This window comes from Serratia nematodiphila DZ0503SBS1, assembly GCF_000738675.1.
GTDB lineage: Bacteria > Pseudomonadota > Gammaproteobacteria > Enterobacterales > Enterobacteriaceae > Serratia > Serratia nematodiphila.
Genome location: NZ_JPUX01000001.1, coordinates 2,714,326 through 2,735,150 on the forward strand (window position 1 = coordinate 2,714,326; position 20,825 = coordinate 2,735,150).

Here is a 20,825-nt window from a genome sequence, read left to right on the forward strand (position 1 = left end):
CAAACCAGCCGTTATCGTTGTTTTGCTGCATTTTGTGTTCCGCAGTCATGCGTTTGCCCTGTATTCGGTTAATAAACCTGAGTTTCTTCGCCGGCGTTCTCGCCGGGTTGCCCGAGATCGCTCTGCGGGCGCTTCGCGGGGTTCACCACGGCGGAAATGGCATTGAGCGCATTGCTCAGCACCTCGTCGTAAGGGGCTCTGGCGTCCAGCTCGATGATGCGCGAGCCGTTGTATTGCAGGCGCACCATGGCGGCGATCTTGTCTTTCAGCTCTTCGTAACTGTGATCGGGCTTGCGGGAAAAGGCCGTATCGACGTCGATATCAAGGCGAATGATCAGCTCCGGCCGATAGACGGCCATGCGTTGATATAAACGGCGTTCGCGCGCCGCCAGGCGGCTTAATAGCCACCCTTTTGCGCGTTCCACGCCGATGCCGGGCCCATCGTAGTAAAAACCTGAGATTTCCGCCTGCGGGTAGCGATCGCTGATCACCAGAACACCGCTCTGCGCCAGCCGCCGCACCTTGCGCAGGTTGGATGCGCGCCACAGCGAAAAACCGTACATGATCAGCGCCGCCCACAGCGCCGGCGGCCTGTTGCTCATGCGTTGGGTTTTGTCGGATTTGGCCGCCAGGCGCCGTTCCAGCCACACGCCGATGAACGGCAACCGCTTGATTTTGTCGCCGTCTTCGCCGGAGATCAGCCCCAAATAGCGCCGCTCCGTGGGGCGATGTTGCTGCAGGTTTTTCACCAGGTCGGCGGTCAGCGTGGACTTGCCCGTGCCGTCACTGCCCACCACGGCAATCAGCCCGGTGATGCAGGTGGGAGAGGTATCCTGTGTGGCGGTGAGTTTATTTTTTTTCATCTGTTTCGGTACGGAAAGGTTATTTGTCGGCTAGGCATTGGCGGCCCTCAGCGATATTTTAACGGCGCGCAGCGATGCGTCGAAAATACGGTCGGCCGGCTCGCGGCCGTCTAAATCCAATATGTTAGCGCCGTTAAACGTCAGGTGCGGGATGACGGCGATCTTTTCACGCAACGCCGCCAGCGAGTGATCGGGTTTGCGTGAATAGGCCGTTTGTTCGTCAATATCCAGCCGAATTAATAATAAGGGCTGATAAGACGCCATCCATTGGTACAGGTTTTGTTCGCGCTTTCTCAGCCAGCGGATCCAGCGATTGCCGCCGGCGGTTTTCGCCAGCTGCGGGCCATCGAAACGAAACCCCGCCACTTCGGCTTGCGGATAGCGATCGGTGATCAGTAATGCGCCGCTGCGGCTTTTCTTCAGCATGCGACGGAATTTATAAACGCGCCAATAGGAGAGTAAAAATATCACCAGCGCCGTGGCATTATCCGGCGGTGTGGAAGGGCGCTCATGCACGCGTTCCGATTTCTTCAGCAAATAACGCCCGAAGGGCGCGCCAATAATCGGCAGCGAACTGATCCATTCGCCAATACGCCCGGAAGACTGGCCGAGATACAGCAGTTCGGCAGGTTCTTGTGCCGATAAAGCGTTGACCAGGCTGGCGGCTAACGTGGATTTTCCCGAGCCATCACAGCCGGTTATCGCTATTACGCGCACGGGCGAGCGATCAGATGAAGGTCTTATCTGCTGACTCACAATAATTGTTCCAATGCGAAAAAAACTATTGTATTCCAATACGCCTTGGGTTCAAGATATTTATTGTGCTTTGCTGCGATAAAATAATGAGATCGGTATTCTTTTTCGTTATTTGAATTGATATTCATGGCGTTTGTTCTTGTTATTTTGTGCTAATTGTTCGTGCGTGGGCCGGTTTCGCTTTTTATGTTAATTCTCGGCATGGCTCACGGCGAAAAAAGAGCAGAGGTTTTCAATTTTCGCTTAATCTTTTGTGCTTTTTTGGCGCTGCGTATGGCAAATTTTTTTCACGCAGCCACCGCGGCAATGATAAGCGATCGTTCGCTTCAAATATGGCACGCCGTTTCTGGTGTATTGAAAGAGAGTCTTATTATGAGTGCAAAATTTCCGCCGCTGATTGCGGTTATCGGCAGCGACGGATCGGGTAAGTCCACCGTTTGTGAACATCTGATCGAGTATGTGAAACATTATGGCCCGGCGGTGCAGGTGCATCTGGGCAAGCAGGCGGGCAACGTCGGGCGCGCGGCGGCGAAATTGCCGCTGCTCGGGCGCTCGGTGGGCAAGGCTATCGAGAGCAATACCAAAAAAGTCAAAACGAAAAAATCCCGCATCGGCCTGTTGCCGTCGGCGGTGATCATCGCTTTCGTGGGGCGGCGGCTGCTGCGTTTTCGCCGCATGCTGGCGTATCGCCGGCAAGGGTTCATCGTGTTGACCGACCGTTTTCCGCAGGCGCAGATCCCTGGCGCTTACGACGGCACGGTTTTTCCCGTCGACGTTGAAGGGAGCCGTTTCGTCCGTTGGCTGGCGGCGCGTGAACGGGCGGCGTTTCAATGGATGGCGGGGCAAAAACCGGATCTGGTGCTCAAGCTGAATGTCAGTCTGGACGTGGCCTGCGCGCGCAAACCCGATCACCGCAAAGCGGCGCTGGAGAAGAAGATCGCCGTCACGCCGCTATTGACGTTCGAAGGCGCCGACATCGTGGATCTCGATGCCGATCGGCCGATCGAGGAGGTGCTTTCGGCGGCGGAAAAAGCCATCGCGGAATTTATGGCGGCGCAGGGGTATCGCTATTCGGCTGATGGGGTATCAACGGCTGCGCACTGAGGTGCGCATCGGTTCGGCAGGGCGGCGTGGCCATTTTCGGCACCGCCGCCGCGGCCGAGAAGGAAAGGCTTTATTTTTTCAGCGCCGCAAAGGCGCGCACGATGGTGTCGATTTCTTCATCGCTGTGCGCGGCATTGACGCTGCAACGCAGCAGGGTCACGCCCGCCGGCGCGGCCGGCGGCAGCACCAGGTTCACATAGACGCCGTGGGCGATCAGCTCGCGCCAGAAACGCAACCCTTCTTCCTTTGAACCGATCATGACCGGCACCACCGGGCTGATGCGCGGCCCCAGGGTATAGCCCAGCTCGGCGAGGCCGTGGTACAGGCGGTGCGCATTGCTCCACAGTTTTTCCCGCAGCTCGGGATGGCGGGCGATTTTTTGCAGCGCCGTGCGCACCGAAGCGATGCTGGACGGCGACGGCGAAGCGGTAAAGATATACGGCCGGCTGCTGTAGCGCAGCACGTCCATCCCCTTGCCGCCGACGGCGAAGCCGCCGATCGAAGCCAGGCTTTTGCTGAAGGTGCCCAGGATGATATCCACGTCTTGCTCGACGCCCAGCGCTTCGGCCAGGCCGCGGCCGTGCTCGCCCATTACGCCGAAGGAGTGCGCTTCGTCGACCAGCAGATACCCGCCCAATCGCCGCTTGATGTCGACGATTTCCACCAGCGGGGCGACGTCGCCCAGCATGCTGTAGATGCCTTCCACGATAATGATCGCCTCGCGGGCGCGTTCGCCCAGGCGCACCATGCGGCGCTCCAGATCGGCGGCGTCATTGTGGCGGAAGCGAATAATTTCCGCGCCGCCGAGGGCGCAGGCGTCGTAAATGCTCGCGTGGCTGTCCGCGTCGATCAGCACCACGGCACCCGGTCCCGCCAGCGTGCTGATGACGCCCAGGTTGGCGGTATAGCCGGTGGAGAACACGATGGCGCTCGGGCGATCGAAGAATTCCGCCAGCTCCCGTTCCAGCGTCAGGTGCGATCCGTAACTGCCGTTCGCCATGCGCGAGCCGGTGGTGCCGGTGCCGAGCGCGGCCAGAGCCGCCTGGCCGGCGGCGATCGCCTGCGCATCGAACGTCAGGCCAAGGTAATTATTGGTGCCGGCGAGGACAATCTTTTGATCGCCGATGCGCCCCTGGGTGGCGGAATACACTTCGTCGATACAGGTGCCGAACGGATTCAGACCGGACGTTTGAAATTGTTCACGGTCATTGGCGAGCCGCGCAAACTTATCATACAGTCCCATGGTTTTTCTCCAGATAAGGGCGCAGCGCGTCAAGCAGTTGCTCAGGCGTTCTGACATCAAGCAATATATTGATAGGAATGGAGATATCTAATTCATCTTCCAGCATCATAAGCAGATCCAAGACTCTGATGGATTCCAGGCCAAGATCATTGACGAGATCGCTATCAGGTTTTATTTCCACTCCGCCTTCGACGATACCTTGCAAACACGTCAGGATATAATCCATTACAGCATCGCGATTTAGCATAAGAACGTTGACACACCTCTACTTGGAATAATTAAAACAGCCCTTCACGCAGCGCGCGTTCCAAACTCACCTGTGGAAACCAATTAATCTGTTGAGACAGCGCCTGATTACTGGCGGACCAGTCGCGATGCGTTAATTCGCGTATTTTGCTGCGCGTCAGCATCGGTTCTTGTTTTACCAGGCGGTTCCACACCACGCTGATATCCGCCAGGGCTTTCAGCAGCGGCAGCGGAATGCCCACCAGACGCACCGGCCCGTGACGCACGGCGGCGCCGATGTCCCGCAGGCGCAGCCAGTTATAGCCTTCGGCCACGCCGTCGCACAGTTCGTAAATATTCGGCTGCGCAGGTTCGGTTTGCACCCATTGGCTGACCGCCTTTGCCAAATCGCTCACGTGCAGAAAAGAGAGCCTGGCGTCAGGCGCGCCCAGCCGGGGCAGCACGCCGCGCAGCAGGCCGTTGAACAGCGGTTTCAGCTCTTTATCGCCGGGCCCGTAAACCGCCGTCGGGCGGAAAATCCCCAGCGCGATATCGCCCGTGGCGGCGATGAGTTGCTGCTCGGCGGCCTGTTTTGAATGGGCGTACCAGGACAGCGCCGGATGGCGGGCCGCCAGCGACGACATGAACAAGAAGCGATTGCAGCGGCCGTTCTGTTTGGCCGCCTGCATCAAATTCAGGCTGCCGGTGACGTTGCAGCGGGTGAACACCGCTTCCGCATGCCCGCGCACCTGGCCCGCACAATGCACGACGCACTCCGCGCCGCGCACCAGTTCGGTGAGCGAGGGCCGATCTTCCAGCGCACCGGGGATCCACTGCAGGTTGTCTGCGGCGGCTTTTCCGGCTTGCCGCGTCAGGGCGCGCACGCTAAACCCTTGCGCCAGCAGTTCCTGGACGATATGCCGGCCGATAAAGCCGGTCGCGCCCGTCACTGCCACGGTGCCGCTCATTGCGCGAAACCGGCCAGCTGCGGCATTTGCGGGTAGAGCGAAGCGCTCAGCCAGCGTTTCTTGGCCTCCGCGCGCGCGGGTTTGCCCGACGACGTGCGGGGAATGCTGTGCGGCGGCAGCAGCTCGATGTCCACCGCGATGCCGAACTCGCTTTGAATGCGCGCGCTCAGCGAATGCACGATTTGTTCACGGCGTTCTTCCGAACTGACTCGACACTGGATCTGCAAAATGATCCTGGCCGCTTCGTCGTGTTCTTCGGTCACGAAGGCAATCGCATCGCCGGAACGGATTTCCGGTTCGGATTCCGCGACGTACTCAATATCCTGCGGCCAGATATTGCGGCCGCGAATGATGATCAAATCCTTCTTGCGGCCGGTGACGTACAGATAGCCGTCCAGCAGATAGCCGAGATCGCCGGTGTCCATCCAGCCGGTCACCTGGATCTGCTGCTGGGACTCATCGTCGCAGAAATAGCCGTTCATCAGGCTGGGGCCGGAAATCGTGATATGGCCGACCTGACGTTCCGGCAGCGGTTGCCCGGTTTCGCTGCGGATCTCGATGCGATGGCCGGGCAGCGCACGGCCGCAGTTGACGAAGGTCGAGACGGCGCGGGTCTTCTTGCCCGGCGCGACCGCTTTACCCTCGTATTCCAAAATATCGCGGTCGACCTCGTTGGTTTGCGGGCCGGAGCAAGGGTCGGAAAAACTCACCGCCAGGGTGTTCTCGGCCAGGCCGTAGCACGGCATGAAGGCTTTGCTGTCGAAGTTGATGCTGCTGAAGTGTTCGCCAAACTGGCTGAGCAGCTCGGCCGGGATCGGCTCGGCGCCCACGCCGGCGACCCGCCAGCTGGAAAGATCCAGATCGGCCAGCTCTTTGGCGTTGCTGCGGCGCAGACACAGATCGTAGCCGAACGGCGGGGCGACGGACACCGTGCCGCGGTTCTTGGCGATCAGTTTCAGCCACTGCATCGGGCGCATGGCGAAATCTTGCGTGCGCAGGTAGTCGACGGACAGCTGGGTCGCCACCGGCGTCAGCAGGAAACCGACCAGGCCCATATCGTGATAGAAGGGCAGCCACGACACGCAGCGGTCGCCCGCGCGCAGCTTGATCCCGTCGCGACTGATCGCGTTCAGGTTCGCCATCGCCGCCCGCTGGGTGATGATCACGCCGCGCGGAAAGCGGGTGCTGCCCGAGGTGTATTGGAGATAGGCGATATCGTCGGGCGAAGGCGCCGGCAACGCGATCTCCGGCTCTGGCAAGGCGTTAAAGTCCGCGTCGCTGAGGATGTGCATCGCCGACGTGTTTTCCGTGGCCGACGCGATGAGCGGTGTCCACTCTTCGCTGCTGATGATCGCCGCGGGGTTGCAGCTGGCGATTAGCCCTTTCAGTTTGGCGGTGTAGGAGTCGCGCTGGCCAACGCCCATCGGGATCGCCAACGGCACCGCCACCAGGCCGGCATATTGGCAAGCGAAAAAGGCTTCGACGAAGCCCGGGCTGGTTTCGGCGATAAGCGCCACGCGATCGCCTTTCTTGAGCTTCAGGGACAATAAACGCCGCGCGCCCGCGATCGCTTTTTGCTGCAGCGTGCGATAGTCGAGAACGGTCACGAGTTGATTGCGACGGTCGTAAAAATTCATTCCCGTATTACCGAGCGCCGCGTAATCCAACGCGTCTACTAACGTGGGGAAGTCCGCATAGCGCATGGGAAGAGAATGAACGGAACTTGTTTCAGACATAGACAAACTTAGCCATAGATTAAAAATCACCAAAAGAGAGAAATCACTCTTGGCGAGGTAATTGATGTTTTACTATGAATAGGTTTTGAATAAGTTTGTTATTCAACCATCTTCATTCCGCGAACAGCGTATATTGCCGTGCTCGAGCGGCATGCCGGTTATTAACCGGGCAGAACGTAAGTAGCCCGAGTCATCAGCCTTGAGCGGCATCCTGGCGAGATATGAGAGACTATTGTAATATCCGGACTTCGCCGTTCTTTAGTCTGCATCTGTCGGGCAGGAAATAACTGTCGGCTCATAGGTTATGACCTCATGCATGGCTATCTTGGAACTTAAACACTTCATAAACAGTATGCCGCAAGAAATTCAAAAGTGAACGATTCATTTAAGGCTAATCTTAAAAATAGCATTAAGTGGTAAAAATGGCGGCACACCTCCTGATTAAAGTCGGTACACTAAAAGCGGCGAGTTTCTTTTACCATAACAGCACGAAATAATAAAAGAGCACTATTAGCGTAGCCTGGCTGCGCCGCTTTCTGTTTCCTTTTTTTATCAATTATGGGCATCGCAGGGTGAATGTCAGGCAACACGTTGCTGATTCGCCGGGGGAGAATATTCGGTTTTTCTTATCATTGAGCCGGGGGCAATACACAATTCAATAAAAGGCAACAGCATAAAAAATGCTAAAGGCGTTGTCGCGTGCTTATTTAATTATTTTATTAAAACGTAAGGCTATTTATGATCCGTATTGAGAAAGTTCTGGATAAACGCGAACTTAAAGAATTTATTGCTTTCCCCTCGCAACTGTTTCGCGATGATCCGAACTGGATTGAGCCGCTGCATGTAGAGCGCGAAGAGCACCTGTCAAAGAAGAATCCCGGGACCGACCATATTGAATGGCAGGCATGGGTGGCCAAAAAACAGGGCAAAGTGGTTGGGCGCATCACTGCGCAAATCGATTCTTTGCACCGGGAGCTGCATGGTGAGGATACCGGCCACTTCGGCATGATTGACGCCGTTGACGATCCCGCCGTGTTCAGCACCTTATTCACGGTAGCGGAGGAGTGGCTGAGGTCGAAAGGCGCGCGTAAAATCACCGGGCCATTCAGCCTCAATATCAATCAGGAAAGCGGCCTGTTGGTCGAAGGGTTCGATACCCCGCCTTCCGCCCTGATGACGCACGCGAAACCCTACTACGCGGCCCAGATAGCGCAGCAGGGCTACAGTGAAGGGATTGATTTGCTTGCCTATTGGATGAAAAGAACCGACCTGCATTTTTCGCCGTCGTTAACCCGGATGATGGATCAGGTGCGTAAAAAGGTGACCGTCCGCCGTCTCAATCGCAAGCGCTTTCGCGAGGAGATGCAGGTGCTGCGCGAGGTGTTCAACTCCGGATGGCAACATAACTGGGGGTTTGTCCCGTTCACCGAGCATGAGTTCGCCACCATGGGGGATCAGCTGAAGTTCCTGGTGCCCGACGATATGATCCATATCGCCGAGGTGGATGGCGCCCCCTGCGCCTTTATCGTCGGTCTGCCGAACATTAACGAAGCGATTGCCGATCTGCAGGGGCGTTTATTGCCGTTTGGCTGGGCGAAGCTATTGTGGCGCCTGAAAGTCAGCGGCGTGCGCACCGCGCGCGTGCCGTTGATGGGCGTACGCCAGGAATATCAATTCAGCCGCATCGGGCCCATTATTGCGCTGCTGCTGATTGAGGCGCTGCGCGAGCCTTTCGCGAAGCGCAATATCGACGCGCTGGAAATGTCGTGGATCCTGGAAACCAATACCGGCATGCGGACGATTTTAGAACGCATCGGCGCGGTGCCGTACAAGCGTTACCGCTTGTACGAGAAAACGCTTTAAGCGGCTGATATCGCGTCCCCTTTTTACGCTCCCAGAATAATAACCGCGCCAGGGCATTTTCGGGCGGTGCCGTTTCAGGAGCAGGGTGACGGCGAGTGAGTGAATGCATCGTTTTCTGAAAGAGAACGGTTAAGGTTTTTAATTAATAAACTTGAGATAAATTCACGCTGCGTGATTTATTTGCGAGTGAGTGTCGCAGTTTTGACGAGAGCTGATTGTATGCCTGTGGAAAAGAAAAAAGGAATAAGCCGATTAACCTACAGCATTAGGAATTCCTGGGCCGGGTTTATTGATGCTGTGCTTACCGAAGATGCGTTCCGCCAATTATTGGTTATTAACGCTATTTTACTGGTTGTTACATTTGGTTTAGATATTACAAATATAGAAAGGCTGTTATTAATCACCTGCAGTTTTCTGCTATTGGTGGTTGAGCTGCTTAATACGGCGATTGAAACCGTAGTCGATCGCATTTCGCTGGAATTACATCCGTTATCCAAACGCGCCAAAGATTTGGGCGGCGCAGCGCAGCTGGTAGCCGTGGTGATGACTATCATTATTTGGGGAATGGTGCTGCTGGGGCGATAGGGGCTTGGGTGGTTCAACCACCCAGTCGGTGAACGTGGCGATATAAGCGGTTATCATCGCTGTTTTGCGTCTTCTGCCATTTAAGCAAGGAGAGTTGGCCGTTATGCCCGTGAATTTTGATCTCAACGATCTCTATGCGTTTCGCGCGCTGGTGGAGTATGGCAATTTTCGGCTGGCCGCAGAGTCCATCTGCCTGTCCCAGTCGGCATTGAGCCGCAGGATTGAGAAGCTGGAAAACGCGCTGGGCATCAAGCTGTTCGATCGCACCACCCGGCGCGTGACCTTGACGCTGTACGGGCAGGCTTTTGCCGAACGTTCGGAACAGTTGCTGATGAACGTCGAAGCGGTGATGGCCGATATCGATAAGGTCAGCCAGGAGCGGGTGGGGCTGGTTACCGTCGCCACTGTGCCCTCGGCGGCCTACTATTTCATGCCCGACGTGATACGCCGTTTCCGGCTGCGCTATCCGCGCGTGCGCGTCAAGCTGATCGACGGCAGCGCAGGTAATGTCATCGAGGCGGTCACCGGCGGCCAGGCCGATTTCGGCATCTGCTTCGCCGGGCGGCTGCAGCCTAATCTTGAATTTGTGCCGTTGGTGGGAGACGTCTACGTGGCCGCCTGCCGGCGCGACCATCCGCTCGCCGCTAAAAAGAACCTCACCTGGCAAGAGTTCTATCAGCAGGATTACGTCTCGCTGGATAAAACCTCCGGCAATCGCAATCTGCTCGATCAGCGCCTGGAACACCTCGTGCCGGAACGCCCCAGCGTGTGTGAAACTCGCCATGTGACGACCATGCTGGGCATGGTTGAGGCGGGCATCGGCATTGCCGCCGTGCCCGCCATGTCGATGCCCACTTCAGAACATTCGGTGTTGACGTCGGTATCGCTGGTTGATCCGGTGGTGAAACGCACCGTCGGTTTGATCCGGCGCCGCGGCCGCATGCAGTCTTTCGTCGCCGCCGAGCTGGAAAAGCTGATTACTGAACAGTATCACTCTGCCTGACCGGCTGCTGCGCCGGCACGGTTCGCATGCCGGTCGCGCGAATGGTCGGCTGCGCCTGAGAGGAGGCGAGGAAGTCCAGCAACGCTTTGCCTTCGCGGCGGTGCTCGGCCTTGGCGGTCACTGCGCCGGCGAAGCGGGTGATGTACTGCACGTTTTCCGGCAGCTCGCCGATAAAGGTGACGCCCGCCACGGGCAGCAATTCGCTCACCTGCTGGAAGCCCAGCGCGTATTTCCCCTGCGCCACTTCAGAGGCCACCGGAATGCGCTCAACCTTATGCGCTTTCCCTTTCACCTGTTCCTCGATGCCCAGTTTTTTGAACAGTTGGCCGCTGACATAGCGGCCGCTGGCGCTGTCGGAATAGGCGAAAGAGTCCGCCTGCAGCAAGACATTGCGCAGCTCGGCATCCGTTTTTATCACCGGCTTGGGCGCGCCCTGTTTCACCACCATGCCGATCGGCGAATCGGCCAGCTCCACGCGCGAACCCGGCTGGGTCCAGCGCTCTTTTTCCAGTTGGGTGAGCGCGTCGCCCACCATGATCAGCACATCGGCTTGCTCTCCGCGCGCCAGCCGCGCGGGGATCGCCTGCGGCGTTTTGCCCATCGAGGGGCCGGACACCAGAATGATTTTGTCGCCGCTTTGAGCTTCATATTCCGGAGCCAGCTTCTCCAGCGCGGCTTTGAAGCCGCCGGAAATCATGACGGTCACGTCTTTGGCCAGCGCCGCCGTACTGCAGGAGGCGCACACCAGCGCGGCGAGGATCGAACGAGTGAGTTTTTGCATGGCATCATTCCTTTTGAGATGGCGGCTTAGCGCGCGGTTTGCAGCGGCATGGCGATGCGGCGATACATATACAGCGTCGCCAGCAGGGCGCACAACGCGGCGAAGCTCATCCAGTAGCCCGGTGAAGCCTTGTCGCCGGTGTATTCGATCAACGCGGTGGAGACTACCGGCGTAAAGCCGCCGAACACCGCCGTCGCCAGGCTGTAGGCGAGCGAGAACCCGGCCACCCGCACTTCCGTTGGCATGATCTCCGTCAAGGCCGGGATCATGGCGCCGTTGTAGAGGCCGTAAATGAAGGACAGCCACAGCAGCACGGCCAGCATCATGCTGAAGCTGGGGGCGGCGGCGAGCAGGCTCAGCGCCGGGTAGGCGGTGGCCAACGTCAGCAACGTCATGGCGACCAGCACCGGTTTGCGGCCGAAACGGTCCGACAGCGCGCCGCCGATGGGCAGCCAGATGAAGTTGGAGATCGCCACCAGCAGGGTGACCAGCAAGCTGTCGGAAGCGCTGAGCAGCAGCACCTTTTTGCCGAAGGTCGGCGCATAGACGGTGATGAGGTAAAACGCGGTGGTGGTCATGGCGACCATCAGCATGCCGGCGATCACCACCGGCCAGTTTTTCAGCAGGGTTTTAAACACGTCGCGCATCGCCAGGTGGTGACGGCGAGCGGTAAATTCCTGCGTCTCTTCCAGCTTGCGGCGCAGGAAAAAGATGAAGGGAACGATCAGGCAGCCGAACAGGAAAGGCAGGCGCCAGCCCCATTCGCGAATGGCGCTTTCTTCCAGCGCCGCATTGAGCGCGAAGCCCATGGCCGCCGCCACCATGATAGCCACCTGCTGGCTGCCGGACTGCCAGCTGGTGTAGAAGCCTTTACGGCCCGGCGTGGCGATTTCGGCCAGATAGACGGACACGCCGCCCAGCTCCGCGCCCGCCGAGAAGCCTTGCAACAGACGCCCGCACAGCACCAGCAGCGGCGCCCAAAGCCCGATGCTTTGGTAAGAGGGGATCAGCACGATCAGGAAGGTGCCCGCGGCCATGATCGACAGGGTGACGATCAGCCCTTTGCGGCGGCCGACTTTATCGATGTAAGCGCCCAGCACGATGGCGCCGATCGGGCGCATCAGAAAGCCCGCGCCGAATACCGCGAAGGTCATCATCAGCGAGGCGAACTCGCTGCTGGCCGGGAAAAAGGTGTGTGCGATGTAGGTAGCGTAAAAGCCGAACAGGAAAAAATCGAACTGCTCTAAAAAGTTGCCGGAGGTGACGCGCAGTATCGCGCCGGATCTGGCCCGGGTGGTCATGGGTGAGGTAGAGGAATGCATCGTTATCTCCAGTTTGTTATTGGCGCCTGACGCCGCGCCTGTTGCTGAAGACTCGCTCAGGAAAATAAAGTAAATAAGCGCAATAAACGCATGGCGCGATGCGTTTGGCGCATCAATCGGCGTTAACAATGTTGCCTAACCCGATGTAACGTGGCGTTAACAAGTTTGCCGCTCACCGCCCGCTGCGCAGAACGCCGAAAACGTTATGCGCTTTTTGTGACAGGGTTCATAAAGGGGCGCGGGGAAGCGCCCGTGCCTCTGAACGATTATTCGATACCGCTCGTAAAAAGGTGAATGCCGCGCACTGCGTTTGCAAAATGCGTGGATGTACGTTCAGCCTTGCAGTAACAACGCATGCCTTTGCATGCTATCCCAGCGCCTCTCTGCTATAGCTTTACATCTATATAGTTACTGATCTATATTTTAGGGAGGTCCTGTGTGGGAAATTAAAACAACGGATGCATTTGATCATTGGTTCAGATCACTCAGCGATGCCGACCGGGCCTGCGTGCTTGCTGCATTGATGGTCCTGCGGGAAAAAGGGCCCGGCTTGCCCAGGCTCTATGCCGATACGGTTAAAGGCTCGCGTTACAGCAACATGAAAGAGCTGCGTATTCAGAGCCGTGGCGAACCGTTGCGGGCATTCTTCGCTTTCGATCCGTACCGTATTGGCATTGTGCTTTGCGCGGGCAATAAAGCCGGTAATGAAAAACGTTTTTACGATCGAATGCTGCAGATTGCCGATCGGGAATTCACGAACTGGCTGAACACATTAAACGAGAAGGAGTGACGCGATGGGCAGAACGTTGGAACAGCTTATTGCGGATGAAAAGCCCGAGGTCGTGGCCAAAGCGCAGGCGCTGGCGGCGGACATCATGCTGAACATTCACCTTGCCGAGCTGCGTGAAAAAGTACAGAAAACGCAGGTTGAAATGGCGCAGGCGCTGGGGATCAGGCAGCCGACCGTCGCCGTGATGGAAAAACCGGGCCGCGATCTGAAACTGTCTTCGCTTAAACGCTATGTTGAGGCAGCCGGCGGCAAACTGCGCCTGGACATTGAACTGCCGGACGGTTCGCACTACGAATTTGTGCTGTAAGCGCTAACGGCAGAAAAGCACAAAGCCCGCTCAGGTTCCCCGGAGCGGGCTTTGTGTACCAGGGCTCCTTTGACACGAGCAGGCGGCCGTGAAAGCAAAGAGGCTCAAAACGGGCAGGCTGTGTGAGCGCTTTCGTTTGGGCCGGATAGCGTTAAACAAGCCACCCGCACTCCCTTCGCGATGTCTTGCTTGCCCGTAACTGTCTCCTTGCTTCTTAGCTGAAACGATACAAATTATGTTGATAAATAGCTCATTTCATGTGCAAAAACTCAATATCTTTCATTAGAACTGCGATGAAATTCGTATTTTTATCGCACTATTACTTCAAATACTCACCCGGTGAAGTTCATCACATTTCTTTAACCTGCTTAACAGTAGATTTTCCTTGTTTAGAAAAAAATCGATTCAGCTAAAGGGGAAGGGAAATGAAAAAGACATGGGTTATGGCGGTGTTTTCGGCCTTGATTTCAGGGCAGGCGGCGGCGCAGAGTTGGGTGCTGACCAGCGCTGAAGATGGCGTGGAGAAAGGAAACTGGAAGATTTCGAGCGAGGCGCTGAAGGTGAAGGATAAAACGTTCAGCATCGAACAGAAAGTGTTGCACGGCGGCAAGCAAGAAGGCAGCAAAGTCCTGATTATCCGCAGCCAGGATGGCCTGACCATCACGCTGAGTCCCACCCGCGGCATGAACCTCCTGCGGGCAGAAGGCTTTGGCGCGAAAATGGGATGGGATTCACCGGTCAAAGAGGTGGTCAACCCCGCTTTTATCAATCTGGAAAGCCGCAATGGGCTCGGCTGGCTGGAAGGTTTCAATGAGATGATGGTGCGTTGTGGCTATGAGTGGACCGGTCATCCGGTGACCGAAGGAGGGCAAATTTATACGTTGCACGGCAAAGCGGGCAATACGCCGGCCTCGCGGGTTGAGGTTGAGGTAGCGGATACGGCGCCGTATGAAATTCGTATTCGCGGCCTGATCAAAGAGAGCACATTCAAAAAAGCCGATCTGCAAACCCTCACCGAATTGCGCTATGTGCCCGGCAGCAACAGTTTCAGCCTGCATGATGTGTTAACCAACCGGGCGGATTATCCCCATGACTACCAGATTATTTATCACAGCAATTTCGGCGCGCCGATTCTGGAAAATGGCGCCCGTTTCCTGGCGCCGATGGCCAGCATCAGCCCGTTTAACGACTATGCCAAAGCCGGGCTGAAGACCTGGGGAACCTATGCCGGCCCAACCAAAGGGTTCGATGAAATGGTCTTTAACATTAAGCCATTATCGGATCCGAATCATCAGACACTGGCGGCGCTGGTCAATAACGCGGGCGACAAAGGGGTGGCGATTCAGTTCGATACCCGCCAGTTGCCCGTCCTGACGCTGTGGAAGAATACCGATACGTTAAAACAAGGGTATGTGACGGGGATTGAGCCGGGCACCAGCTATGCCTACCCGGTTACCGTCGAGCGCGAACAAAAACGCGTCAAGCAGTTGCAGCCTGGCGCCAGTGCGCAGTTTGATCTGACCTATACCTTGCTGCACAGCAAAGCGCAGGTGGCGGATCTGGAGAAGAAGATTGCTGATATTCAGGGTAAGGTAAAAATTGATGAGAATGCCGCGCCGATAGCCAAAGAGTAACGCTGCCTGTCGACGCGTTTAGCGTTAAAGCAAAAAGCCCGCTTAAGTTGCCTTAAGCGGGCTTTTCTAAATATGGCTCCTCTGACTGGACTCGAACCAGTGACATACGGATTAACAGTCCGCCGTTCTACCGACTGAACTACAGAGGAATCGTTGGAACGGGGCGAATAATAGCGGGGCGCCCGGGGTTTGTCAAAGCGCTAAACTGCAAAAAAAGCGCGTTTGCTGAGGGAATGAACACCTTGCGCTGTTTTTCGGCATTTTCCATCGCTGTGCGGTGATTTTGCGGCCCACAACGATTGCACAAGCCTTTGCACGGCGATGGTGCAGGGCCGTTCTCCCTCTCATGCTAGCCGCACTGCCCATACTCTCGGTTATCCCCGCTACACGCCGCGCTGCAACTGATATGTAGGATGAATAAGCAAACAATATGTATTCGTCGTCACAATGGCTGGATTTTTGCTTACCCATTTTTGGGGAATGCGACTGCGCTCTCAAGAAAATTATTTTCCCCGTCTACACATAAAGTGACTGATCCGCGCCCCAGGGCGTTTCGCTACAACAGTGCTGAGGAAGATAACAATGTCATCGAAATTGATAAAAAGTCCGCTCGCTGCTTTGCTCATCGGTTGTTTAGGTACGGCTTTTTCCGCGCAGGCCGATATCGTCATCGGCGTCGCCGGGCCGTTCTCCGGGCCGAACGCCACCTATGGCGATCAGTATTGGCGCGGGGCTTCGCAGGCGGCGGCGGACATCAACGCCGCCGGCGGGATCAAAGGGGAAAAAATCAAACTGGTGCAGGGGGATGACGCCTGCGAACCGAAGCAGGCGGTCGCGGTCGCCAACCGGCTGGTGGATCAGGACAAGGTGTCGGCGGTGGTCGGCCACTTCTGTTCCTCATCCACCATGCCCGCTTCCGAGGTGTATGACGAGGCCGGCATCATCGCCATTACCCCCGGCTCCACCAATCCGCAGATCACCGAGCGCGGCATGAAGAGCATGTTCCGCATGTGCGGGCGCGACGATCAGCAGGGCGTGATCGCCACCAACTACATGTTGGATACGCTGAAGGCCAAGCGCATCGCGGTGATCCACGATAAAGACACCTACGGCCAGGGGCTGGCGGACGCAGCGAAGGCGGCGATGAACAAGCGCGGGGTCAAGGAAGTGCTGTATGAGGGGCTGTCGCGCGGTGAGAAAGACTTCAACGCGCTGGTGACCAAGATCGCCTCGGTCAAGCCTGACGTAGTCTACTTCGGCGGCTGCCATCCGGAAGCCGGGCCGCTGGTGCGCCAGATGCGCGAACAGGGCGTGACCGCCAAGTTCTTCTCCGGCGACTGCGTGGTGACCGAAGAGCTGGTGACCGCCGCCGGCGGGCCGCAGTACACCAACGGCGTGCTGATGACCTTCGGCAACGATCCGCGCCTGATCCCGGAGGGCAAGGCGGTGATCGCCAAGTTCCGCGCCAGCGGCTTTGAGCCGGAAGGCTACACCCTCTATTCCTACGCCTCGATCCAGGCGATCGCCGCCGCCTTCAACGCCACCGGCGGCAAAGACAGCGCCAAGGCCGCCGAATGGCTGAAGTCACACGACGTGGACACCGTGATGGGCAAGAAAGCCTGGGATCAGAAGGGCGATCTGAAGGTCTCGGACTACGTGGTCTATCAATGGGATGACAAGGGCAAATATCACCAGCTGTAAACGGCCGAACCGTGAAGTTATGACCCTATGACCGACGGGCCGCCGCCCTGGCGCGCCCGTTCCGCGATGACCTTTGGCCGCGTCGGACTGCGTTGGCGGCCTTACCAGGCGAGACTGCTCATTATGGATGTATTCTTTCTGCAACAGCTGATCAACGGCCTGACCCTCGGCGCGGTGTATGGCCTGATCGCCATCGGCTACACCATGGTTTACGGCATCATCGGCATGATTAACTTCGCCCACGGCGAGGTATATATGATCTCCGCCTACCTGTGCGCCATCGGTTTGGCGCTGCTGTCGTTCTTCGGGCTGCACTCGTTTCCGCTGCTGATCCTCGGCACGCTGGTGTTCACCATCGTCATCACCGGGGTGTACGGCTGGGTAATCGAGCGCATCGCCTACAAGCCGCTGCGCAACTCCACCCGTCTGGCGCCGCTGATCTCCGCCATCGGCATGTCGTTAATCCTGCAAAACTACGCGCAGATAAGCCAGGGGCCGCGCCAGCAGGGCATCCCGACGCTGCTGAGCGGCGTGTTCCGCCTGGAGTTCGACGGCGGCGTGGTGCAGATCACCTACACCAAAGTGTTCATTCTGGTGGCGTCGCTGCTCGGTATGGCGATCCTCACCTACATCATTCAGCGCACCCGGCTGGGGCGCATCTGCCGCGCCACCCAGCAGGATCGCAAAATGGCTTCGATTCTCGGCATCAATACCGATCGGGTGATCTCGCTGGTGTTCGTGATCGGCGCCGCCATGGCCGGGTTGGCCGGGGTGCTGATCACCATGAACTACGGCACCTTCGATTTTTACGTCGGCTTTATCATCGGCATCAAGGCCTTCACCGCCGCGGTGTTGGGCGGCATCGGCTCGCTGCCGGGCGCGATGCTGGGCGGGCTGCTGCTCGGCGTGGCGGAGGCGCAGTTCGCCGGCATGGTGAATTCGGATTACAAGGACGTGTTCTCCTTCGGGTTGCTGGTGGCGATCCTGATCTTCCGTCCGCAGGGCCTGCTCGGCCGGCCCCTGATCGCCAAGGTTTAAGGAGAACGCCATGTCGCAATCCGTAATCAACGGCGGGCTGAACGTCAAACGCAGCCTGCTGGACGCTGTCTTGGCCGGGCTGATCGCCCTGATCGTGTTCGGGCCGATCGTCGGCATCGTGCTGAATGGCTACAGCTTTAACTTCGAGCCGCACCGGCTGGTATGGATTATCGCCGCGGTGATGGCCGGGCGGCTGCTGCTGAGCCTGTTCCTGCAAACCGCGCCGGGGCGCAGGGTGTTGGCGCGCTTCGACGGCGGCAACGACGGCGTTTACGTGCGGCCGCTGGGCTATAAATCCAACCTGCGCTGGATCCTGCCGCTGATGGCGGCGATCGCGCTGCTGTTCCCGTTTGTCGCCACCAAATACCTGCTGACGGTGGCGATCCTCGGCCTGATCTACGTGCTGCTCGGCCTGGGGCTGAACATTGTGGTCGGGCTGGCGGGGCTGCTCGATCTGGGGTACGTGGCGTTTTACGCCATCGGCGCCTACGGGCTGGCGCTGGGCTACCAGTATCTCGGGCTGGGGTTCTGGGCGATGCTGCCGCTGGGCGCGCTGATGGCGGCGCTGGCTGGCGCATTGCTGGGCTTCCCGGTGCTGCGCATGCACGGCGACTACCTGGCGATCGTTACGCTGGGGTTCGGCGAGATCATTCGGCTGGTGCTGAACAACTGGATGTCGCTCACCGGCGGGCCGAACGGCGTCTCGGTGCCGGCGCCGACGGTGTTCGGCCTGGAGTTCGGCCGGCGCGCCAAAGACGGCGGGGTGCCGATCCACGAGTTTTTCGGCATCGATTACAACCCGAATCTCAAGTTCATTTTCATCTACGCGGTGCTGTTTTTGGTGGTGCTGCTGGTGCTGTATATCAAGCACCGGCTGACGCGCATGCCGATCGGCCGCGCCTGGGAGGCGCTGCGCGAGGATGAGATCGCCTGCCGTTCTCTGGGGCTGAATCACGTGTTGGTGAAGCTGTCGGCGTTTATGCTCGGCGCTTCCACCGCCGGGCTGGCGGGGGTGTTCTTCGCCACCTACCAGGGCTTCGTCAACCCGACTTCGTTCACCTTCTTCGAGTCGGCGCTGATCCTGGCGATCGTGGTGCTGGGCGGCATGGGCTCCACCCTCGGCGTGGTGCTGGCGGCCTTCGTGCTGACGGTGGCGCCGGAGCTGCTGCGCAGCTTCGCCGAATACCGGGTGCTGCTGTTCGGCGTGCTGATGGTGGCGATGATGATCTGGCGGCCGCGCGGGCTGGTGCGCATCAGCCGATCCAGCTTCGCTGAACGCAAGGGGGTGGCGCCATGAGCGACGCCATTTTGCGGGTGGAACACCTGATGATGCACTTTGGCGGCATCAAAGCGCTGAACGACGTCAATCTGGAGGTGGAACGCGGCTCCATCACCGCGCTGATTGGCCCCAACGGCGCCGGCAAGACCACGGTATTCAACTGCCTGACCGGCTTTTACCGCGCCAGCGGCGGCGCGATCCTGCTCAATACCCACAAGCGGCCGACCGACGTGATCCAGGTGCTGGGGCAGAAGTTCCGCGCCGGCGACTGGATACGCCCAAAGCGGCTCGGTTCGCGCCTCTATTACAAGATGTTCGGCGGCACCCACCTGGTGAACCGCGCCGGGCTGGCGCGCACCTTCCAAAATATCCGTCTGTTCCGCGAAATGTCGGTGGTGGAGAACCTGCTGGTGGCGCAGCACATGCAGAGCAACCGCAACCTGATCGCCGGGGTGCTGAATACGCCGGGCTACCGCCGGGCGGAGAGCGCCGCGCTCGATCACGCCTTCTACTGGCTGGAGGTGGTGGATCTGGTGAGCTGCGCCAACCGGCTGGCGGGGGAGATGTCTTACGGCCAGCAGCGGCGGCTGGAGATCGCGCGCGCCATGTGCACCGCGCCGGAGATGATCTGCCTCGATGAGCCGGCCGCCGGGCTGAACCCGGTGGAGACGGCCACGCTGAGCCGCATCATTCGCTTCCTGCGGCAGCATCACGGCATCACGGTGCTGTTGATCGAGCATGACATGGGCATGGTAATGGAGATCTCCGATCGGGTGATCGTGCTCGATCACGGCGATGTGATCGCCCGCGGCACGCCGCAGGAGATCCAGCACAACGAGGCGGTGATCGCCGCCTACCTGGGCGCGGATGAAGAGGAGCTGGCGGGATGAGCGAAGCGATGTTGGAATTTCGCGAAGTGGATGTGTTTTACGGGCCGATCCAGGCGCTGCGCCAGGTGTCGCTGCAGGTGAACGCCGGGGAGACGGTGGCGCTGATCGGCGCCAACGGCGCGGGCAAGTCCACGCTGTTGATGTCGATCTTCGGCCAGCCGCGCATCGCCGGCGGGCAGATCCTGTTTGGCGGCGAGGACATCAGCCGTCGCTCCACGCACTTTGTTGCCAGCAGCGGCATCGCGCAGGCGCCGGAGGGGCGGCGCATCTTTCCGGACATGAGCGTGGAGGAGAACCTGCTGATGGGCACCATCACCGTCGGCAATCGCTACCTGGAGGAGGATTTGCCGCGCATGTTCGAGCTGTTTCCGCGCCTCAAGGAGCGGCGCAACCAGCGGGCGATGACCATGTCCGGCGGCGAGCAGCAGATGCTGGCGATCGCCCGCGCGCTGATGAGCCGGCCGAAGCTGTTGCTGTTGGACGAGCCGAGCCTGGGGCTGGCGCCGATCGTGGTGCGGCAGATCTTCGGCGTGCTGCGCGAGCTGACCCGCAGCGGCATGACGCTGTTTCTGGTGGAGCAGAACGCCAACCACGCGCTGAAACTGTCCGATCGCGGCTATGTGATGGTCAATGGCCAGATCCGCCTCACCGGCAGCGGCCAGGAGCTGTTGAACGATCCGGAGGTGAGAAAGGCCTATCTGGGCGGCGGCTGAGCGCCGCCCCACGGGCAGGGATGC

20 protein-coding genes and 1 tRNA gene are annotated in these 20,825 nt (G+C 58.6%); 12 read left to right on the forward strand and 9 right to left on the reverse strand.

The window, feature by feature from the left end:
• Positions 1-68 precede the first annotated feature (68 nt).
• Together JL05_RS12545 and JL05_RS12550 are read right to left on the reverse strand one after the other, a co-directional pair.
• The gene (locus JL05_RS12545; protein ID WP_033632593.1) at positions 69-863 is read right to left on the reverse strand and encodes a nucleoside/nucleotide kinase family protein; all 795 of its coding nucleotides are present in this window, start codon (positions 861-863) and stop codon (positions 69-71) included.
• A 30-nt stretch (positions 864-893) separates the two neighbouring features.
• On the reverse strand, positions 894-1,619 hold the full coding sequence (locus tag JL05_RS12550; RefSeq protein WP_033632594.1) for a nucleoside/nucleotide kinase family protein: 726 nt from the start codon (positions 1,617-1,619) through the stop codon (positions 894-896).
• A gap of 372 nt (positions 1,620-1,991) precedes the next feature.
• Here JL05_RS12550 and JL05_RS12555 point away from each other — a divergent pair, with 372 nt between their 5' ends.
• Positions 1,992-2,723 carry a nucleoside/nucleotide kinase family protein gene (locus JL05_RS12555; protein ID WP_015378484.1) on the forward strand — a complete coding sequence of 244 codons (732 nt, stop codon included), beginning with the start codon at positions 1,992-1,994 and terminating at the stop codon, positions 2,721-2,723.
• Between the two features lie 70 nt (positions 2,724-2,793).
• Here the strand turns inward: JL05_RS12555 and spt are convergent, their stop codons facing one another.
• The 4 genes from spt to JL05_RS12575 are packed head-to-tail and all read right to left on the reverse strand — an operon-like array spanning position 2,794 to position 6,895.
• Positions 2,794-3,966 carry a serine palmitoyltransferase gene (gene spt, locus JL05_RS12560; protein ID WP_004935542.1) on the reverse strand — a complete coding sequence of 391 codons (1,173 nt, stop codon included), beginning with the start codon at positions 3,964-3,966 and terminating at the stop codon, positions 2,794-2,796.
• Entirely contained in the window at positions 3,953-4,213 is a 261-nt protein-coding gene (locus tag JL05_RS12565; RefSeq protein ID WP_015378483.1) for an acyl carrier protein, read from the reverse strand. The genes spt and JL05_RS12565 overlap by 14 nt, the downstream gene beginning before the upstream one ends.
• A 31-nt stretch (positions 4,214-4,244) precedes the next feature.
• Positions 4,245-5,159 (reverse strand): NAD-dependent epimerase/dehydratase family protein, encoded by a 915-nt coding sequence (locus JL05_RS12570; RefSeq protein ID WP_033632595.1) that lies wholly within the window; start codon positions 5,157-5,159, stop codon positions 4,245-4,247.
• Positions 5,156-6,895 (reverse strand): fatty acyl-AMP ligase, encoded by a 1,740-nt coding sequence (locus JL05_RS12575; protein WP_033632596.1) that lies wholly within the window; start codon positions 6,893-6,895, stop codon positions 5,156-5,158. Before JL05_RS12575 ends, JL05_RS12570 begins: the two co-directional genes overlap by 4 nt.
• 738 nt (positions 6,896-7,633) lie before the next feature.
• Here JL05_RS12575 and JL05_RS12580 point away from each other — a divergent pair.
• From JL05_RS12580 to psrA, 3 genes are all read left to right on the forward strand, one after another.
• Positions 7,634-8,758, forward strand: coding sequence for a hypothetical protein (locus JL05_RS12580; protein WP_016927031.1), 1,125 nt, complete (start codon positions 7,634-7,636; stop codon positions 8,756-8,758).
• 99 nt (positions 8,759-8,857) lie between these two features.
• Positions 8,858-9,343, forward strand: coding sequence for a diacylglycerol kinase (locus JL05_RS12585; protein ID WP_238545845.1), 486 nt, complete (start codon positions 8,858-8,860; stop codon positions 9,341-9,343).
• A 103-nt stretch (positions 9,344-9,446) separates the two neighbouring features.
• Positions 9,447-10,346 carry an L-proline-binding transcription factor PsrA gene (gene psrA / locus JL05_RS12590; protein ID WP_033632597.1) on the forward strand — a complete coding sequence of 300 codons (900 nt, stop codon included), beginning with the start codon at positions 9,447-9,449 and terminating at the stop codon, positions 10,344-10,346.
• Here psrA and JL05_RS12595 read toward each other — a convergent pair.
• Positions 10,321-11,127, reverse strand: a complete 807-nt coding sequence (locus tag JL05_RS12595; RefSeq protein WP_033632598.1) for a substrate-binding domain-containing protein — start codon at positions 11,125-11,127, stop codon at positions 10,321-10,323. The genes psrA and JL05_RS12595 overlap by 26 nt on opposite strands.
• A gap of 26 nt (positions 11,128-11,153) precedes the next feature.
• Positions 11,154-12,449 carry an MFS transporter gene (locus tag JL05_RS12600; protein ID WP_033632599.1) on the reverse strand — a complete coding sequence of 432 codons (1,296 nt, stop codon included), beginning with the start codon at positions 12,447-12,449 and terminating at the stop codon, positions 11,154-11,156.
• 436 nt (positions 12,450-12,885) lie between these two features.
• Between JL05_RS12600 and JL05_RS12605 the strand changes: the two genes are divergently transcribed.
• From JL05_RS12605 to JL05_RS12615, 3 genes are all read left to right on the forward strand, one after another.
• Positions 12,886-13,239 (forward strand): type II toxin-antitoxin system RelE/ParE family toxin, encoded by a 354-nt coding sequence (locus JL05_RS12605; protein ID WP_033632600.1) that lies wholly within the window; start codon positions 12,886-12,888, stop codon positions 13,237-13,239.
• A gap of 4 nt (positions 13,240-13,243) precedes the next feature.
• Entirely contained in the window at positions 13,244-13,546 is a 303-nt protein-coding gene (gene proR, locus JL05_RS12610; RefSeq protein ID WP_016927038.1) for a transcriptional regulator ProR, read from the forward strand.
• A gap of 425 nt (positions 13,547-13,971) precedes the next feature.
• Positions 13,972-15,180 (forward strand): aldose 1-epimerase family protein, encoded by a 1,209-nt coding sequence (locus JL05_RS12615; protein ID WP_033632601.1) that lies wholly within the window; start codon positions 13,972-13,974, stop codon positions 15,178-15,180.
• Positions 15,181-15,253: 73 nt separating this feature from the next.
• Here the strand turns inward: JL05_RS12615 and JL05_RS12620 are convergent.
• A tRNA-Asn gene (locus JL05_RS12620) sits at positions 15,254-15,329 on the reverse strand.
• Positions 15,330-15,762: 433 nt separating this feature from the next.
• On the opposite strand from JL05_RS12620, the gene JL05_RS12625 reads away from it, so the two are divergent.
• The 5 genes from JL05_RS12625 (at position 15,763) to JL05_RS12645 (ending at position 20,801) form a co-directional block, all read left to right on the forward strand.
• The gene (locus tag JL05_RS12625; protein WP_033632602.1) at positions 15,763-16,881 is read left to right on the forward strand and encodes a branched-chain amino acid ABC transporter substrate-binding protein; all 1,119 of its coding nucleotides are present in this window, start codon (positions 15,763-15,765) and stop codon (positions 16,879-16,881) included.
• Between the two features lie 123 nt (positions 16,882-17,004).
• Positions 17,005-17,919 (forward strand): ABC transporter permease subunit, encoded by a 915-nt coding sequence (locus JL05_RS12630; protein WP_004928592.1) that lies wholly within the window; start codon positions 17,005-17,007, stop codon positions 17,917-17,919.
• Between the two features lie 10 nt (positions 17,920-17,929).
• Positions 17,930-19,216, forward strand: coding sequence for a high-affinity branched-chain amino acid ABC transporter permease LivM (gene livM / locus JL05_RS12635; RefSeq protein WP_021505878.1), 1,287 nt, complete (start codon positions 17,930-17,932; stop codon positions 19,214-19,216).
• Positions 19,213-20,088, forward strand: coding sequence for an ABC transporter ATP-binding protein (locus tag JL05_RS12640; RefSeq protein ID WP_004928596.1), 876 nt, complete (start codon positions 19,213-19,215; stop codon positions 20,086-20,088). Before livM ends, JL05_RS12640 begins: the two co-directional genes overlap by 4 nt.
• Positions 20,085-20,801, forward strand: coding sequence for an ABC transporter ATP-binding protein (locus JL05_RS12645; protein WP_004928599.1), 717 nt, complete (start codon positions 20,085-20,087; stop codon positions 20,799-20,801). The genes JL05_RS12640 and JL05_RS12645 overlap by 4 nt, the downstream gene beginning before the upstream one ends.
• Positions 20,802-20,825: the final 24 nt, after the last annotated feature.

Excerpts from the sequence above, each read along its gene's own strand:
- JL05_RS12595 (WP_033632598.1), bottom strand. The coding sequence starts at position 11,127 with ATGCAAAAACTCACTCGTTCGATCCTCGCCGCGCTGGTGTGCGCCTCC.
- livM (WP_021505878.1), top strand. The coding sequence starts at position 17,930 with ATGTCGCAATCCGTAATCAACGGCGGGCTGAACGTCAAACGCAGCCTG.
- JL05_RS12570 (WP_033632595.1), bottom strand. The coding sequence starts at position 5,159 with ATGAGCGGCACCGTGGCAGTGACGGGCGCGACCGGCTTTATCGGCCGG.
- JL05_RS12555 (WP_015378484.1), top strand. The coding sequence starts at position 1,992 with ATGAGTGCAAAATTTCCGCCGCTGATTGCGGTTATCGGCAGCGACGGA.
- JL05_RS12625 (WP_033632602.1), top strand. The coding sequence starts at position 15,763 with ATGTCATCGAAATTGATAAAAAGTCCGCTCGCTGCTTTGCTCATCGGT.
- psrA (WP_033632597.1), top strand. The coding sequence starts at position 9,447 with ATGCCCGTGAATTTTGATCTCAACGATCTCTATGCGTTTCGCGCGCTG.
- JL05_RS12645 (WP_004928599.1), top strand. The coding sequence starts at position 20,085 with ATGAGCGAAGCGATGTTGGAATTTCGCGAAGTGGATGTGTTTTACGGG.
- JL05_RS12640 (WP_004928596.1), top strand. The coding sequence starts at position 19,213 with ATGAGCGACGCCATTTTGCGGGTGGAACACCTGATGATGCACTTTGGC.
- JL05_RS12575 (WP_033632596.1), bottom strand. The coding sequence starts at position 6,895 with ATGTCTGAAACAAGTTCCGTTCATTCTCTTCCCATGCGCTATGCGGAC.
- proR (WP_016927038.1), top strand. The coding sequence starts at position 13,244 with ATGGGCAGAACGTTGGAACAGCTTATTGCGGATGAAAAGCCCGAGGTC.
- JL05_RS12615 (WP_033632601.1), top strand. The coding sequence starts at position 13,972 with ATGAAAAAGACATGGGTTATGGCGGTGTTTTCGGCCTTGATTTCAGGG.
- JL05_RS12545 (WP_033632593.1), bottom strand. The coding sequence starts at position 863 with ATGAAAAAAAATAAACTCACCGCCACACAGGATACCTCTCCCACCTGC.
- JL05_RS12580 (WP_016927031.1), top strand. The coding sequence starts at position 7,634 with ATGATCCGTATTGAGAAAGTTCTGGATAAACGCGAACTTAAAGAATTT.
- JL05_RS12600 (WP_033632599.1), bottom strand. The coding sequence starts at position 12,449 with ATGCATTCCTCTACCTCACCCATGACCACCCGGGCCAGATCCGGCGCG.
- JL05_RS12565 (WP_015378483.1), bottom strand. The coding sequence starts at position 4,213 with ATGCTAAATCGCGATGCTGTAATGGATTATATCCTGACGTGTTTGCAA.
- spt (WP_004935542.1), bottom strand. The coding sequence starts at position 3,966 with ATGGGACTGTATGATAAGTTTGCGCGGCTCGCCAATGACCGTGAACAA.
- JL05_RS12630 (WP_004928592.1), top strand. The coding sequence starts at position 17,005 with ATGGATGTATTCTTTCTGCAACAGCTGATCAACGGCCTGACCCTCGGC.